The organism is Pseudomonas sp. GD03875, assembly GCF_029840585.1.
Classification (GTDB): Bacteria; Pseudomonadota; Gammaproteobacteria; order Pseudomonadales; family Pseudomonadaceae; genus Aquipseudomonas; species Aquipseudomonas paralcaligenes.
In genome coordinates, this window is the sequence record NZ_JAOCCV010000001.1 from 98,498 (window position 1) to 113,990 (window position 15,493).

Sequence of the window (15,493 nt, forward strand, 5' to 3'; positions counted from 1 at the left end):
ATGAAGCTCAAACCGCCTGCAACAGCAGGGACGCGGGCTTGCCGGTCTGGGGATGCGGCGGCTCCACCTGTTTTTCCAGCGTCCAGCCGGCATCGGCCAGCAGGTCCAGCCAGGACTCCAGGGTGCGGAAGTACCAGGGCATCGGCTCGACGAAGCCCTCGCCAAAGCCCTCGAAACGCTCCAGGCGCCAGCCGTCCGCGTAGGGTTCGCCGGCCATCCGCGGGTGCAGGGTCTGGATCAGCAGCCGGCCACTGGGTTCGAGCAGCTCGCGCCAGTCGCGCAGCGGCAGGTGCTCGTCCAGCAGGGCGAAATTGCACAGCAGCAGGTCGAAGCGGCCCAGCTCCACGCCGGACAGATCGGCATGGCTGCACACACGGTAGCCCGCCCCGCCCGCCGCATGGGCCGTGGCGATAAGCGCCGGCGAAGCGTCCACACCACACATTGCCACGCCCCGCTCGGCCAGGGCGCGGCACAGCCAGCCCTCGCCACAGCCGATGTCCAGCGCCCGGCGCGGCTTCAGGGCCAGGGCGGCCTCGATGATCGCCGCGTCCGTGACCAAGCGTCGGCTCTCGATCCGCCCCTCGCGCACCGCACGGGTCCAGCCCTCGGCGTTGAGCTGCCAGCTGTGCGCCAGGCGCTCTGCCGGCTTGCTCATGGCTGGCTCGCGCTGGCCGGCAGAAAGCACCGGCCATAAAAAAGCCGATGCAATCGCATCGGCTTCTTCGTGGACACCACCGGGACTTACTCGGCCTTGGCCTTCTCGGCGGCGTCCTTGATCAGGGTCTGCAGCTCACCCTTCTCGAACATCTCGGTCATGATGTCGCTGCCGCCGACCAGTTCGCCGCCGACCCACAGCTGGGGGAAGGTCGGCCAGTTGGCGTACTTCGGCAGGTTGGCGCGGATTTCCGGGTTCTGCAGGATGTCCACGTAGGCGAACTTCTCGCCACAGGCCATCACCACCTGCGCGGCGCGCGAGGAGAAGCCGCACTGCGGCGCATTCGGCGAACCCTTCATGTACAGCAGGATGGTGTTGTTGGCGATCTGCTCTTTGATGGTATCGATAATATCCACGACTCACCTCGTCTGAACTTTCCCGGACCTGTGCCGGGCACGGTGGGCCGATTGTACACGAAAGCCCCAGCGGCGGGCTCGGAGATGCACTCGGCACGGCCCGGATGCAATCCGGGCCAGCAGATTCCGACTACGCCGCCTCGACCCGCACCGGCACGCCGTTCAGTGCGGCATTGCCGGACACCGCGTCGAGCTGGCGCTCGTCGGTCAGGTCGTTGGCGCTGGCCCCCGGCTGGGCGCTGGCGATCTCCATGCGCACGCCGGGGCGCGCATGGCCCCAGCCGTGGGGCAGGCTGACCACGCCGGGCATCATCTCCTCGCTGGCCACCGCCTCCACCTCGATCGTCCCGACCCTCGATTGCACCCGTACCCGCTGGCCGTCGGCCAGGCCGCGCCCGGCCATGTCCTGCGGATGCATCAGCAACTGGTGACGCGGCTTGCCCTTCACCAGGCGCTGGTAGTTGTGCATCCACGAGTTGTTGCTGCGCACGTGGCGGCGGCCGATCAGCACCAGTTCGCCCGCGGCCGGCAGGGGCTGGGCGGCGAAGCGCGCCAGGTCCGCCACCAGCAGTTCCGGCGCGGCCTCGACGGCACCGGAACCGGTCTTCAGGCGCGCCGCCAGGTTCGGCCGCAGCGGCCCCAGGTCGATACCGTGGGGGGCTGTGCGCAGCGTCGCCAGGCTCAGCCGGTGTTCGGACTTGTCGCCGTAGGGGCCGAAGCGCAGACCCATGTCGATCATCTGCGCCGGCGGCATGGTCGGCTTGAGTTCGGTGCCCTGCCTGGCGGCGAAGGCCCGGGCCAGGCCGACGAAGATTTCCCAGTCGTCCAGCGCGCCGGCGGGCTTCTCCAGCACCGGTTCGTTGAAGCGAGTGACGTTGCGCACGGCGAATACGTTGAAGGTGGTGTCGTAGTGGTCGTGTTCCAGCGGCGCGGTGGGCGGCAGGATCAGGTCGGCGTGGCGGGTGGTTTCGTTGATGTAGAGGTCCACCGAAACCATGAAGTCGAGCCCATCCAGCGCCTGCTCCAGCTGGCGGCCGTTGGGCGTGGACAGCACCGGGTTGCCGGCCACGGTGACCAGCGCGCGCACCTGGCCATCGCCGGGGGTGAGCATCTCCTCGGCCAGCGCCGCCACCGGCAGCTCGCCGCCGTATTCCGGCAGGCCGGAGACGCGGCTCTTCCAGCGGTCGAAGTGGCCGCCCGAGGTGGTCGCCACCAGGTCCAGCGCGGGGCTGGTGCACAGCGCGCCGCCGACCCGGTCGAGGTTGCCGGTGACCAGATTGATCAACTGGATCAGCCAGTGACAGAGGCTGCCGAAGGCCTGGGTGGAGACGCCCATGCGCCCGTAGCACACGGCCGACTCGGCGGCGGCGAAGTCGCGGGCCAGTTGGCGGATGTCCTGCGCCGGCACGCCGCAGCGCGCGCTCATGGCCTCGGCGCTGAACGGCGCCACAGCCTCGCGCACCTGCGCCAGGCCGTTCACCGGCAGCCCGCCCTCACGGGTCAGACCCTCCTCGAACAGGGTGTTGAGCAGGCCGAGCAGCAGCGCCGCGTCGTTGCCCGGGCGCACGAAGATATGCCGGTCGGCCATGGCCGCCGTCTCGCTGCGCCGCGGGTCGACCACCACCAGCGTGCCGCCACGCGCCTTGAGCGCCTTGAGGCGCTTCTCTACGTCCGGCACGGTCATGATGCTGCCGTTGGAGGCCAGCGGGTTGCCGCCGAGGATCAGCATGAACTGCGTATGGTCGACGTCCGGGATCGGCAGCAACAGGCCGTGGCCATACATCAGGTAGCTGGTCAGGTGGTGCGGCAGCTGGTCCACTGAGGTGGCGGAGAAGCGGTTGCGCGTCTTCAGCTGGCCGAGGAAGTAGTTGCTGTGGGTCATCAGCCCATAGTTGTGCACGCTGGGGTTGCCTTGGTACACGGCCACGGCGTTCTTGCCGTGCTCGGTCTGGATCGCCAACAGACGCTCGGCGACCAGCTCGAAGGCCTCGTCCCAGCCGACCGGCTGCCACTGGCCGTCGACCTTGCGCAGCGGCTGGCGCACCCGGTCCGGGTCGTTCTGGATGTCCTGCAGCGCCACCGCCTTCGGGCAGATGTGGCCACGGCTGAAAGCATCCTGGGCATCGCCCTTGATGGAGAGAATCCGGCGGCTGCCGTCTTCCTGGTCTTCGGTTTCGATGGTCAGGCCGCAGATGGCCTCGCACAGGTGACAGGCACGGTGATGGAGGGTCTTGGTCATGGCCTAGCCTCTATTGTTCTGTTCGAGACGACCGGTCTAGTCGTCACCCGCTGACTATGGCCGCTGGGCCGTGCCTTGACCAGCGCACTCGATTTCGTGAATCGGCGGCCATCAGGCCAGCGGATGCCACACGCAAGCGCAGCGAAAAGCCCTCGGCCGGGGCTCATTTGCTCCAATGCGTCCTTTCCTTATAAGATCCCGCCTCCCCCATTCGTCGCGCCCGGGCGGTTACAGCCGCCGTGTGGATGGTTTTTCCCCGGAAAATTCGGGGCCGCGACCGTTGTTCGAAACCAAGGTAGTGAAACAGATGAGCGCCAGGCACTTTCTCTCGTTGATGGATTACAGCCCGCAGGAACTGAGCGGCCTGATCCGTCGAGCCATCGAGCTGAAGGACCTGCGCCGCCGAGGCGTGGCCCACGAGCCGCTGAAAGGCCGCATCCTGGGCATGATCTTCGAGAAGGCTTCCACCCGTACCCGCCTGTCCTTCGAGGCCGGCATGATCCAGCTCGGCGGCCAGGCCATCTTCCTGTCCCCGCGCGACACCCAGCTCGGTCGCGGCGAGCCGATCGGCGACACCGCCATCGTCATGTCGAGCATGCTCGACGCGGTGATGATCCGTACCTACGCCCACAGCAACCTCACCGAGTTCGCCGCCCACAGCACGGTGCCGGTGATCAACGGCCTGTCCGACGACCTGCATCCCTGCCAGTTGCTGGCCGATATGCAGACCTTCGAGGAGGCGCGCGGCGCCATCGCCGGCAAGACCGTGGCCTGGGTCGGCGACGGCAACAACATGTGCAACACCTACCTGGAGGCGGCCGTGCGCTTCGACTTCCAGCTGCGCATCGCCTGCCCCGAGGGCTACGAGCCCAAGGCCGAGTTCCTCGCCCTGGCCGGCGACCGCGCGAGCATCGTGCGTGACCCGCGCGAGGCGGTGGCCGGCGCCCATCTGGTAAGCACCGACGTGTGGACCTCCATGGGCCAGGAAGAGGAAAGCGCCAAGCGCCTGCGCCTGTTCGCCCCCTACCAGGTCAACCGCGCGCTGCTCGACGCCGCAGCGGACGACGTGATCTTCCTCCACTGCCTGCCGGCCCACCGCGGCGAGGAGATCAGCGAGGACCTGCTGGACGACCCGCGCTCGCTGGCCTGGCAGCAGGCCGAGAACCGCCTGCACGCGCAGAAGGCGCTGCTGGAGCTGCTGGTCGCCCCGGGATACCGCCCATGAGCCAGGTGCTGCTGTCGCTGCGCGGCCTCGCCTGCGGCTATCAGGACCACCGCGTGGTGCAGACCCTCAACCTGCACCTCAACGCCGGCGACATCGGCTGCCTGCTCGGCCCTTCGGGCTGCGGCAAGACCACCACCCTGCGCGCCATCGCCGGCTTCGAGCCGGTGCAGGAAGGCGAGATCGAGCTGGCCGGCGAGGTGATCTCCCGCCCCGGCTTCACCCTCGCCCCCGAGAAACGCCGCATCGGCATGGTGTTCCAGGACTACGCCCTGTTCCCCCACCTGACCGTGGCGGAGAACGTGGCCTTCGGCATCCGCAAGCACCCGCAGCGCGAGGCGGTGGTGGCCGAGCTGCTGGAGCTGGTCAAGCTTACCGCCCTGGGCAAGCGCTACCCGCACGAGCTGTCCGGCGGCCAGCAGCAGCGCGTCTCCCTGGCCCGCGCCCTGGCGCCGGAACCGCAGCTGCTGCTGCTCGACGAGCCCTTCTCCAACCTCGACGGCGAGCTGCGCCGGCGCCTCAGTCACGAGGTGCGCGACATCCTCAAGGCGCGCGGCACCAGCGCCATCCTGGTCACCCACGACCAGGAAGAGGCCTTCGCCGTCAGCGACCAGGTCGGCGTGTTCAACAAGGGCCGCCTGGAGCAGTGGGACACCCCCTTCAACCTCTACCACGAGCCGGCCACGCCCTTCGTCGCCAGCTTCGTCGGCCAGGGCTACTTCATCCGCGGCCAGTTGCAGAGCCCTGACACGGTACAGACCGAACTCGGCGTGATCCGCGGCAACCGCGCCTACCAGTGGCCGGAAGGCAGCGCGGTGGACGTGCTGCTGCGCCCGGACGACATCGTGCCGGCGGCGGACAGCGGCCTGCACGCCCAGGTGGTCGGCAAGACCTTCCTCGGCGCCGCCACCCTGTACCGCCTGCAGCTGCCCACCGGCACCCAGCTCGAAGCCATCTTCCCCAGCCACGCCGACCATCTGCCAGGCCAGCAGGTGGGCATCCGCATCGCCGCCGAGCATCTGGTGGTGTTCGCCGCCCAGGGCAGCGTGGCGGCCCAGGTCAACCTGGCGGAATCCGGCGTGCGCCGCTACAGCGGCAACTGAGGACCGTAGGGCGGGTGCAACCCGCGCAGATCGTGCACGCGGGTTGCACCCGCCCTACAGGAACAACTTGCCGCTGGCGACCAGCACCGCGTGGCCGGCAATCTTCACCCGCTCGCCCTGCAATGTGCAGTGCAGTTCGCCACCCCGCGCCGAGCACTGGAAGGCGCTCAGCTCCGTCTTGCCGAGCCGTCCGGCCCAGTAGGGCGCGAGGCCGCAGTGGGTGGAGCCGGTGACCGGGTCCTCGTCGATGCCGATGCCCGGCGCGAAGTAGCGCGAGACGAAATCGTGCCGCTCGCCCGGCGCGGTGACGATCACGCCCAGCCCCGGCAATCGCGCCAGCGCCGTCAGGTCCGGGGTGCAGGCGCGCACCGCCGCCTCCGACTCCAGCACCGCCAGCAGCTCCTTGCCCAGGCGCACGGCCTGCACCGGCTGGCCGAGGATCGTCGCCAGCTCGCTCTCCATGGCCGCCGGCTCCATCGTCATGGCCGGGAAGTCCAGCACCAGCCGGCCGGCCTCGCGGGTCACCGCCAGCGCGCCGGACTGGCAGACGAAATCCAGCCGCTCGCCCGGCTCGCCATACAGAGCGAACAGCGCATGGGCGCTGGCCAGGGTGGCGTGGCCGCACAGTGGCACCTCGCAGGCCGGGGTGAACCAGCGGATTCGCCAGGCGGCGCCCTCGCGCACCACGAAGGCGGTCTCGGCCTGGTTGTGCTCGGCGGCGATGCGCTGCATCAGCGCCTCGTCCAGCCAGGCATCCAAGCGGTAGACCACGGCCGGGTTGCCCTGGAAGGGCCGGTCGGTGAAGGCGTCGATCTGGTGGAATTCGAGGGACATGCGAGGCTCCTTGTGCGTGAACCTCCAGCATGCCGGGCACGGGCCGGTATCGCCCGATACAGTCGCCGACGATTGCGCCGTTACAGGTCCACGCCGTAGGCCCGCAGCAGGGCCTCCAGGCGGCCGTCGGCGCGGTAGCGCCGCAGGCCCTGCTCGAACAGCTCGACGTAGCGCGCACTGTCCTCCCGCGCCGGGGAGAAGGCCAGGTAGATCGGCACGTCCGGCTCACGGCAGCCAGCCTCGCGCACCTCGACCGGGCGGCCCCGCGCGGCCAGGTGCGCCTGCAGCACCCAGCTGTTCTCCAGCACGACATCGAGGCGGCCGAGGCGCAGCTTGTTCAGGTTGATCTCCAGCGCGCGGTCGCCAGCGGCCACCTGCACGTGCTGGTCGTCGCGGCGATGGGCTTCGACGTAGGCGTTGATCAGCTCGCCGTAGCTGTAGTCGTTGATCACGCCGAGGCGGACGCCCGGCAGCGAATCGACCCCGGTGTAGCGCCAGGTCGACGCCGGCAGCGTATAGAAGCAGTTGCGCGACAGCGCCACCGGCGTGTCGGTGAACAGGAAGTCGGGGGCGTCCTCGCGGCCGGCGCCGACCGCGGCGTTGATCTCGCCGCGGCGCACCTGTTGCAGCACCCGCGCCCAGTTGCGCGTCTCGTAGCGCACCTCGATGCCGGCCTCGGCGAAGATGTCCCGCGCCAGCTCGACGAAGATGCCCGGCCGCTCGGCGTCGGCCGCGCAGTTGATCGGGCACCAGGGATCGGCGGCGATCACCAGCGTCTCGCCGCGCGCCGCCAGGGGCGCGCTCAGGCTGGCCAGCAGGGCGATCAGGGCAGGCAGGCGACTTCCAGGCATGCGACGACCTCGCGCAGGGAACCGATGCACTTGTATCACCCTCAGGCTTCGCTGCGCACCCGCTTCACCGCGTCCAGCCAGCCGGCGTAGAGGCGGTCGCGGTGGGCGCCGGCCATGCGCGGGGCGAACGGCTGCTCGCGGTGCCAGTGGCCGGCGATCTCGTCCAGGTCGCGGTACAGCCCGGCCTGCAGGCCGGCCAGGTAGGCCACGCCGAGGGCGGTGGTCTCGGTGACCACCGGGCGCTCCACCGGCACGCCGAGGATGTCGGCGAGGAACTGCATGACCCAGTTGTTGACCACCATGCCGCCGTCCACGCGCAGCGCGCTGGGCTCGGCAGCGCCGTCCTGGCGCATCGCCTCGAGCAGGTCGCGGGTCTGGTAGCACACCGACTGCAGGCCGGCGGTGACGATCTCCTTGATCCCGGTGTCGCGGGTCAGGCCGAAGATGGCGCCGCGTGCCTTGGGGTCCCAGTACGGCGCGCCGAGGCCGGTGAAGGCCGGCACCAGGTACACCCCGCAGGCGTCGCCGGTCTGCTCGGCCAGCGCCTCGCTGTCGCGGGCGTGGCCGATCAGCTTGATGCCGTCGCGCAGCCACTGCACGGCGGCGCCAGCGACGAAGATGCTGCCCTCCACCGCGTAGGTGACCTTGCCGTTCAGCCGGTAGCCGACGGTGGTCAGCAGGCGGTTGCGCGAGCGCACCGGGGTGTCGCCGGTATTCTGGATCATGAAGCAGCCGGTGCCATAGGTGCTCTTGACCATGCCGGGGCGGAAGCAGGCCTGGCCGATCAGCGCCGCCTGCTGGTCGCCGGCCATGCCCAGCACCGGGATGGCGGCGCCGAGCAGGCCCGCCTCGGTGGTGCCGAATTCGGCGGCGCAGTCGAGCACCTCCGGCAGCAGGCTGCGCGGGATGTCGAACAGCGCCAGCAGCTCGTCGTCCCAGCGCTGCTCGTGGATGTTGAACAGCAGGGTACGCGAGGCGTTGCTGGCGTCGGTGCGGTGCGCCTTGCCGCCGGTCAGGCGCCACAGCAGGAAGCTGTCCACGGTACCGAAGCGCAGTTCGCCGCGCGCTGCGCGCTCGCGGGCACCGGGTACCTGGTCGAGAATCCAGCGCAGCTTGGTGGCGGAAAAATAAGGGTCGATCAGCAGGCCGGTCTTGTCCGTCACCCGCGCCTCGTGGCCAGCCGCCTTGAGCCCGGCGCAGTAGTCGGCGGTACGCCGGTCCTGCCAGACGATGGCCGGGTGGATCGGCGTGCCGGTGGCCGCGTCCCACACCAGGGTGGTCTCGCGCTGGTTGGTGATGCCGATGGCCAGCACCTCCTCGGCCTTCAGGCCCTTGCTGGCCAGCGCCTCGCGGCACACTTCCAGGGTGCTCAGCCAGATTTCCTCGGCGTCGTGCTCGACCCAGCCATCCTGCGGGAAGTACTGCTTGAACTCGCGCTGCGCGCTGGCCAGCGGCAGGCCCTGGGCGCTGAAGACGATGGCGCGGGAGCTGGTGGTGCCCTGGTCGATGGCCAGGAGGTACTGGGTCATGGCGTCTTGCTTCCTTGTTCTACTTGTAATCGGGTTGTCGGCACGGCGGGCCGCCTCAGCTCTCGCCTGTCCGGGCAGGCAGCGCCAGCCCCTGGGCGAAGGCCAGCTTGATGCGGTGCTCGTCGGAATAGGCGGACATGTTCCAGAGGATTTCCTCGCCCGCCTGGAGCCGGGCGAAGGTCTTGGCGATGTTGCCGCGCCACGGCCCGGGACGGCTCGCGTAGTAACCCTCGAAGAAACGCTGGGCCTGCTCCCGGGTGCCGAAGCACAACATGAAGGCCATCGGCGTGGCCTCGGGCTGGCAGACGCCGGTGAAACCGGCACCATGGGCGGCCAGATGCTCCAGTGCACGCTCTCGGTCACCGAGCAGCTCGAACAGCGGCAGCAGGTATTGCGTGATTGCCTCGCGCATCTCCCGCACCGATTGCGCCAGAGAGACGCCGGAGATCTGCCAGACGATGACCCTGGCGGCCTTCTCCGGCCGGCGCAGCGAGCCGAACAGCAGGTAGCCGTCGCAGTGACTGTTGCCGGTGATCTCCTGCAGCCACGGCTTGAGCCGCTTGCTGGAGATGCGCACGTTCACCGTCATCTGCACGTTGGCGCGGGTGTTGTAGCGCTCCGCCTCGAACTCGACCTCGAACAGCTTGTCGCGGTCGGCCGCCGTCTTCTTCCACAGCGTGCCGTGCTTGTTGGGCTTGAAGCCCTGCGCCGCCAGCACGTCGCCGACCTCGGCGCAGGCACGCAGGAACTGCGCCTTCGGGTCGAGCGTGCGATTGGCATCGTCCTCGCGCCAGGCGCGCCACTGGGCGAGGCGCTGGTCGAGCATCGCCCGCACCCGCTCGAAGTTCTCCCAGGTGTTCTCGACGTGGTAGGTGCTCTCGTACTCGAAGCCGTGCGCCTCGGCGTGGCGGTTGAACAGGTCGCAGTAATCGCCCAGGTAATCGCCGTGCTGGCGGGCGAACGGCGACTCGTCGCCCGTGCTGTAGTAGTCGATGGCGAAGGCGTTGCCTTCCTCGTTCAGGTCCTCGTCCCAGAACTTGCTGTCACAGGCCCGCAACAGGAACTCCAGGCCGGTGATCTCGCGCCGCTGCAGCGCAGCCAGCAGGTCCGCCGAGTCCTCGCGGTGAACCTCCCCCGCCATGCCCTGGCCAAAGGCCCAGGCCAGGAACATGCCGATATGGATGCCGCCGTTCTCCTCCGGCAGGCCCGCGGGGTAGTCGCCGCCGGAATGCCAGTCGATCCTGTCGTACGCCATGCTGTCCTCCTTCCCTGGTGGTGATCGGCCGCTCAGGGCCGGCCGATGTCGGCGAAGCTCGCCTGGGTATGCTGGGCCAGCACCTCGGCCGCCAGCTCCACCTCCAGGCCGCGCCGGCCGGCGCTGACGTGGATGGTCGGGTAGCGCCGGGCGCTCTCGTCGATGAAGGTGCGCAGGCGCTTCTTCTGCCCCAGCGGACTGATGCCGCCCACCAGGTAGCCGGTGCTGCGCTGGGCCTGCTGCGGGTCGGCCATGTCGGCCTTCTTGGCGCCGGCGGCGTGGGCCAGGGCCTTGAGGTCGAGGCTGCCGGCCACCGGCACCACCGCCACCAGCAACTCGCCCTTCTCGGTGGCGGCGAGCAGCGTCTTGAACACCTGCGCCGGGTCCAGGCCGAGCTTCTCGGCGGCCTCCAGGCCATAGGAGGCGGACTTGGGGTCGTGGTGATAGCTGTGCACCTTGTGCTCGGCCTTGGCCTTTTTCAGCAGATCGATGGCGGGCGTCATGTTCGAATGTGAAAATCCCAGTCGGAATTCGTGTACCTTAGCGGAAAAAAACCGCCGGGAGCAGTTTTTAACCTCGCCCTGCGACGGCCCGCAAGAGTGGCCGCCATGGATGGCTGGCATGACGGTCGCCTGCGGCCGGCAGCTCGCTATAATCGCCCGACCCACGCCGAAGGACAGCCCATGAGCCTCCCGCCCCGCCAGCAGAGCATCCTCGAACGCGCCCGCGAGCGCGGCTACGTCAGCATCGACGAGCTGGCCCAGGCCTTCGCCGTGACCCCGCAGACCATTCGCCGCGACATCAACCAGCTCGCCGAGCAGGGGCTGCTGCGCCGCACCCACGGCGGCGCAGCGAGCGAGGCGTCGAGCATCCAGAACACCGCCTACGCCATGCGCGCCGGGCAGATGCGCGACGAAAAGCAGCGCATCGCCGAGGCCGTCGCCGCAGCCATTCCCGACCACGCCTCGCTGTTCATCAACATCGGCACCACCACCGAGGCCATCGCCCGCGCGCTGCTCGGGCACAAGCACCTCAAGGTGATCACCAACAACCTGCACGTGGCCGCCACCCTGGCCGACAAGGCCGACTTCGAGGTACTGGTGGCCGGCGGCAGCGTACGCGCCGACGGCGGCGTGGTGGGCCAGACGGCGGTGGACTTCATCCAGCAGTTCAAGGTCGACTTCGCCGTGGTCGGCATCAGCGGCATCGACGAGGACGGCAGCCTGCTGGACTTCGACTACCAGGAAGTGCGCGTCTCCCAGGCGATCATCGACAACGCCCGGCAGGTGCTGCTGGCCGCCGACTCCAGCAAGTTCGGGCGCAACGCGGTGGTGCGCCTGGGCGCCATCACCCTGGTCGACCACCTCTACACCGACGCCCCGCCCGCCCCCGCCATCGCCCAACTGCTGGCCGAGCAGCAGATCCGCCTGCATATCGTCTGAACGCAGGGCGGGTGTAACCCGCGCGGTCCCTGCCTCCGATGCACACGCGGGTTGCACCCGCCCTACTCCCACTTGCCGACGTCCGGGCTGGCGCAAGCACGCTGGTTCGGCTAGGCTATTTTCGTAAACGAACATTCAATTTCGAATTCAAACACAGGTGCCTCGCCATGCCGCACAGCCAGACGCCCCCCATCGCCGAAATCTACGACCTTGCCGTGGTCGGCGGCGGCATCAACGGCGCCGGCATCGCCGCCGACGCGGCCGGGCGCGGCCTGTCGGTGTTCCTCTGCGAACGCGACGACCTGGCCAGCCACACCTCGTCGGCCAGCAGCAAACTGATCCACGGCGGCCTGCGCTACCTGGAACACCACGAATTCCGCCTGGTACGCGAGGCGCTGGCCGAGCGCGAGGTACTGCTGGCCAAGGCGCCGCACATCGTCAAACCGATGCGCTTCATCCTGCCGCACCGCCCGCACCTGCGCCCCGCCTGGATGATTCGCGCCGGCCTGTTCCTCTACGACCACCTGGGCAAGCGCGAGAAGCTGGCGGGCTCCCACGGCGTGCGCTTCGGCGCCAGCAGCCCGCTGCGCGCGGAGATGGTGCGCGGTTTCGAATATTCCGACTGCTGGGTGGACGATGCCCGCCTGGTGGTGCTCAACGCCATGGCCGCCCGCGAACGGCGCGCCCACATCCACACCCGCACCCGCTGCGTCAGTGCCCGGCGCAGCAAGGGCCTGTGGCACCTGCACTTGGAGCGCGCCGACGGCAGCCTGTTCTCGATCCGCGCGCGCGCCCTGGTCAACGCCGCCGGCCCCTGGGTGGCGCGCTTCCTCGACGCGGACCTGAAGCAGAAGGCGCCCTACGGCATCCGCCTGATCCAAGGCAGCCACATCGTGGTGCCGCGCCTGCACGATCAGGACAAGGCCTACATCCTGCAGAACGAGGACCAGCGCATCGTCTTCGTCATCCCCTGGCTGGAGCGTTTCAGCCTGATCGGCACCACCGACCGCGAATTCACCGGCGACCCGGCGCGGGTGACGATCAGCGACGAGGAGACCGACTACCTGCTGGCCGTGGTCAACGCCCACTTCAAGCGCCAGCTGGGCCGCGCCGACATCCTGCACAGCTACTCCGGCGTGCGCCCGCTGTGCGACGACGAATCCGACATGCCCTCGGCGATCACCCGCGACTACACCCTGTCGCTGGCCGGCGCCCCCGGCGAGGCGCCACTGCTGTCGGTGTTCGGCGGCAAGCTGACCACCTACCGCAAGCTCGCCGAGTCGGCCATGGCCCTGCTGGCGCCGACCTTCCCCCGCCTCGGCCCGGCCTGGACCGCCCAGGCGCCGCTGCCCGGCGGCGAGGACATGACCAGTCGCGAGGCGCTGGCGGAGAAGCTGGTCGCGCGCCTCGGCTGGCTCGACCGCGACCTGGCCCGGCGCTGGACCGCCACCTACGGCAGCCGCGCCTGGCGCCTGCTGGAAGGCGTGCGCCAGCAGGGCGACCTGGGCGAGCACCTGGGCGCCGGCCTCTACACCCGCGAAGTGGACTATCTGCGCCGCGAGGAATGGGCGCAGGAGGCCGAGGACATCCTCTGGCGTCGCACCAAGCTCGGCCTGTTCATGACACCCGGCCAGCAGGCGCGCCTGCGCGACTACCTGCACGGTAGCCAGCCGGCGCCGCAGCCGGTCATTCAGGCCGCCTCTCTCTAGAGGCTCGACGCCGCCGGGCTGTGCGGCTCCAGGTGGGCCAGTTGGGTGTCGTCCAGGCGATGCGCCTGCAGGTGCGGCAGCACGGCGGCCAGCAACGGTTCGCGGAAGGCGCTCTGGAAGCGGTGCGCCAGTCCCGGGATCAGGCGCAGCTGGCTGCCGCGGATATGCGCGGCCACATGCACCCCGTGCATCACCGGCAGCAGTGGGTCGGCGGTGCCATGCACCACCAGGGTCGGCACCCGCAGGCGGTTGAGCATCTCCACCCGACTCGGCTCGGCGAGGATCGCTAGGATCTGCCGCTGCACACCCTGCGGATTGAAGGCACGGTCGTAGCTGCGCTCGGCCTCGTGCAGCAACTGGGTGCGCTCCACCGGCTGGCCGGGGCTGCCGAGGGCGGCCAGCAGATCGGCCTGCTGCTCGATGGCCGCCTGCCGGCTCGGCGCCTCGCGCCGCGCCAGTTGCGTCAGCAGTTCGGCGCTGGGCGGCGGCAGGCCCGGCGCACCGGAGCTGGTCATCACCAAGGTCAGGCTCTCCACCCGCTGCGGCGCGAGGTCGGCCATGTACTGGGCGATCATCCCGCCCATACTGGCGCCGAGCACGTGGAAGCGGCGCACGCCCAGCTCGTCCATCAGGCCGAGGGCGTCACCCGCCATGTCGCGCAGCGAATAGGGCGCGGTGGCTCCCAGGCCGAGCTGGAAGCGCAAGACCTCGTAGCCCAGATTGGCGGTCGGCGGCTCATGGCGCCAGGTCGACAGGCCGACGTCGCGGTTATCGAAGCGGATCACCCGGAAACCCTGCTGGCAGAGGCGCTCGACCACCTCGTCCGGCCAGTGGATCAGTTGCCCGCCCAGGCCCATCACCAGCAGCAGGGCCGGATCGCTGTCGCGACCGATGCTCTGGTAGACCAGGCGCACGTCGCCCACGTCCGCCGTGGCGGTCGGCACCTGCACATCGCATTTCGCGGCCGCAAAGGACGGCCAGCCACACAAGAGTGCGGCGAATAGAAACCACGCACGCATTGGAAACACCCAGAACGCAGAACCCCAGTAGGACGCAAGTTTGCTGACGTTCGAGGGTTCCCGCTGCCACAGTTCGATGACAGTTTGATGAAGAATGCCGAGCGGTAGTGACCCGGGCCGGATTCAGAGCCTGTTCACTGTCTTCTGGATCAGATTCAGACAAGGCCCTCTATCTGAGCGCTGCAGCTGCCTGCCCTGGATTCCCGCCTACGCGGGAATGACGGTTTCGAAGAAACTCCACCCCCTACCTCGTCATCCCCGCGCAGGCGGGGATCCAGAAAGGGCGCTACAACACGTAACGGAGCCGTTTTTAACGCCGTAGGCCGACAGCCAGAAGATCGTAAACAGGCTCTCAGAGCAGGAAGGCGGCAGCCAGCCCTCCACCCACCGCCAACACTAGGAGCACCAGGCCGATGCCCAGCGCCGCGCCGCCGCTCCTGGCCACGACCGGAGACGGCGCGGCCTGGGCGCGAGCGGCAGCGTGCAGCGGGTTGACGGTCCCCTGGGCGCTCCTGGGGGTCGACCGGGGCATGGGCCGGGGCAGATCGACGGCGCGCACGAACACAGTGGCGTCCTCGCCGACCTCCTCTTCCGCCTCCCGGGCCTCGACCCTGGGGCCGATCACCAGCAGCACTACCGAGCCCATGCGCACCTGGTCGCCGGGCTTGAGCACCGCGCCGCTGGTTTTCTCGCCGTTGACCGTCAGCCCGTTGGCGGAGGCCAGGTCCTTGACCTCCAGGCCGTCGTCACGCAGGAAGAACTCGCAGTGGCGGCGCGACAGCTGGGCATCGCTGAAGCACAGTTCGCACTTCACCGAGCGGCCGAAGGTCATCGAGCCGCTGATGTGGAACTTGCGCCCCTCGTGCTCGCCCTGGATCACCTGCAGGAACCAGCGCTGGCCGACCTCGGCGCGGGCGCCGGCCTTGCCCGGGTCGACCAGCAGCAGCTCGACGTCGCCCAGGCGCACCCGGTCGTCCGAGCGCAGCTGGTAGCGGCTGGCGACGCGCTCGTCATTGACGAAGGTGCCCTGCTCGCTCTCGCAGTCGCTGATGTAATAGAGGCCGCCCTCCTGGCGGATCTCGGCGTGGAAGGCGCTGATGCCGGGGTCTTCCAGCACCAGGTCGTTGCGCCGGTCGCGGCCCAGGGTGAAACGCTCCTCGACCAGCCAGACGGGGGCCTGGCGGCTGTCCTTGAAATGCAGTTTGAGCATGGATGCGTT

General features: G+C 69.2%; 14 protein-coding genes. 4 read left to right on the forward strand and 10 right to left on the reverse strand.

What is annotated here, in order from left to right; all coding sequences use genetic code 11:
- Positions 1–7: 7 nt before the first annotated feature.
- The 3 genes from N5D30_RS00495 to N5D30_RS00505 all read right to left on the reverse strand — a co-directional run bounded on the left by N5D30_RS00495 (position 8) and on the right by N5D30_RS00505 (position 3,310).
- A complete protein-coding gene (locus tag N5D30_RS00495) occupies positions 8–655 on the reverse strand; it encodes a class I SAM-dependent methyltransferase (RefSeq protein ID WP_279907200.1) in 648 nt (215 codons plus the stop codon).
- An 86-nt stretch (positions 656–741) separates the two neighbouring features.
- Positions 742–1,071 carry a Grx4 family monothiol glutaredoxin gene (gene grxD / locus N5D30_RS00500; RefSeq protein ID WP_043309270.1) on the reverse strand — a complete coding sequence of 110 codons (330 nt, stop codon included), beginning with the start codon at positions 1,069–1,071 and terminating at the stop codon, positions 742–744.
- A gap of 130 nt (positions 1,072–1,201) precedes the next feature.
- Positions 1,202–3,310 (reverse strand): molybdopterin oxidoreductase family protein, encoded by a 2,109-nt coding sequence (locus tag N5D30_RS00505; RefSeq protein WP_279907201.1) that lies wholly within the window; start codon positions 3,308–3,310, stop codon positions 1,202–1,204.
- 307 nt (positions 3,311–3,617) lie between these two features.
- Between N5D30_RS00505 and argF the strand changes: the two genes are divergently transcribed.
- Both argF and N5D30_RS00515 read left to right on the forward strand, forming a co-directional pair.
- Positions 3,618–4,535 (forward strand): ornithine carbamoyltransferase, encoded by a 918-nt coding sequence (argF, locus tag N5D30_RS00510; RefSeq protein WP_279907202.1) that lies wholly within the window; start codon positions 3,618–3,620, stop codon positions 4,533–4,535.
- On the forward strand, positions 4,532–5,635 hold the full coding sequence (locus N5D30_RS00515; RefSeq protein WP_279907203.1) for an ABC transporter ATP-binding protein: 1,104 nt from the start codon (positions 4,532–4,534) through the stop codon (positions 5,633–5,635). The genes argF and N5D30_RS00515 overlap by 4 nt, the downstream gene beginning before the upstream one ends.
- 54 nt (positions 5,636–5,689) lie before the next feature.
- On the opposite strand, the gene N5D30_RS00520 is transcribed toward N5D30_RS00515, so the two are convergent.
- The 5 genes from N5D30_RS00520 to ybaK all read right to left on the reverse strand — a co-directional run bounded on the left by N5D30_RS00520 (position 5,690) and on the right by ybaK (position 10,607).
- Entirely contained in the window at positions 5,690–6,469 is a 780-nt protein-coding gene (locus N5D30_RS00520) for a PhzF family phenazine biosynthesis protein (RefSeq protein ID WP_279907204.1), read from the reverse strand.
- A gap of 80 nt (positions 6,470–6,549) precedes the next feature.
- Positions 6,550–7,320 carry a transporter substrate-binding domain-containing protein gene (locus tag N5D30_RS00525; RefSeq protein ID WP_279907205.1) on the reverse strand — a complete coding sequence of 257 codons (771 nt, stop codon included), beginning with the start codon at positions 7,318–7,320 and terminating at the stop codon, positions 6,550–6,552.
- A 41-nt stretch (positions 7,321–7,361) separates the two neighbouring features.
- Positions 7,362–8,849 (reverse strand): glycerol kinase GlpK, encoded by a 1,488-nt coding sequence (gene glpK, locus N5D30_RS00530; protein WP_279907206.1) that lies wholly within the window; start codon positions 8,847–8,849, stop codon positions 7,362–7,364.
- Positions 8,850–8,904: 55 nt separating this feature from the next.
- Positions 8,905–10,104: a hypothetical protein gene (locus tag N5D30_RS00535; protein ID WP_279907207.1), complete on the reverse strand. Its 1,200-nt coding sequence runs from the start codon at positions 10,102–10,104 to the stop codon at positions 8,905–8,907.
- 32 nt (positions 10,105–10,136) lie between these two features.
- Positions 10,137–10,607 carry a Cys-tRNA(Pro) deacylase gene (ybaK, locus tag N5D30_RS00540; RefSeq protein WP_220815006.1) on the reverse strand — a complete coding sequence of 157 codons (471 nt, stop codon included), beginning with the start codon at positions 10,605–10,607 and terminating at the stop codon, positions 10,137–10,139.
- 180 nt (positions 10,608–10,787) lie between these two features.
- On the opposite strand from ybaK, the gene N5D30_RS00545 reads away from it, so the two are divergent.
- Positions 10,788–11,546 carry a DeoR family transcriptional regulator gene (locus N5D30_RS00545; RefSeq protein WP_220815007.1) on the forward strand — a complete coding sequence of 253 codons (759 nt, stop codon included), beginning with the start codon at positions 10,788–10,790 and terminating at the stop codon, positions 11,544–11,546.
- 167 nt (positions 11,547–11,713) lie between these two features.
- Positions 11,714–13,255, forward strand: coding sequence for a glycerol-3-phosphate dehydrogenase (gene glpD, locus N5D30_RS00550; protein ID WP_279907208.1), 1,542 nt, complete (start codon positions 11,714–11,716; stop codon positions 13,253–13,255).
- Here the strand turns inward: glpD and N5D30_RS00555 are convergent.
- Together N5D30_RS00555 and N5D30_RS00560 are read right to left on the reverse strand one after the other, a co-directional pair.
- Entirely contained in the window at positions 13,252–14,274 is a 1,023-nt protein-coding gene (locus N5D30_RS00555; RefSeq protein ID WP_279907209.1) for an alpha/beta hydrolase, read from the reverse strand. The two genes, glpD and N5D30_RS00555, sit on opposite strands and share 4 nt — an antisense overlap.
- Before the next feature lie 352 nt (positions 14,275–14,626).
- Positions 14,627–15,484, reverse strand: coding sequence for an FHA domain-containing protein (locus N5D30_RS00560; protein WP_279907210.1), 858 nt, complete (start codon positions 15,482–15,484; stop codon positions 14,627–14,629).
- Positions 15,485–15,493 lie beyond the last annotated feature (9 nt).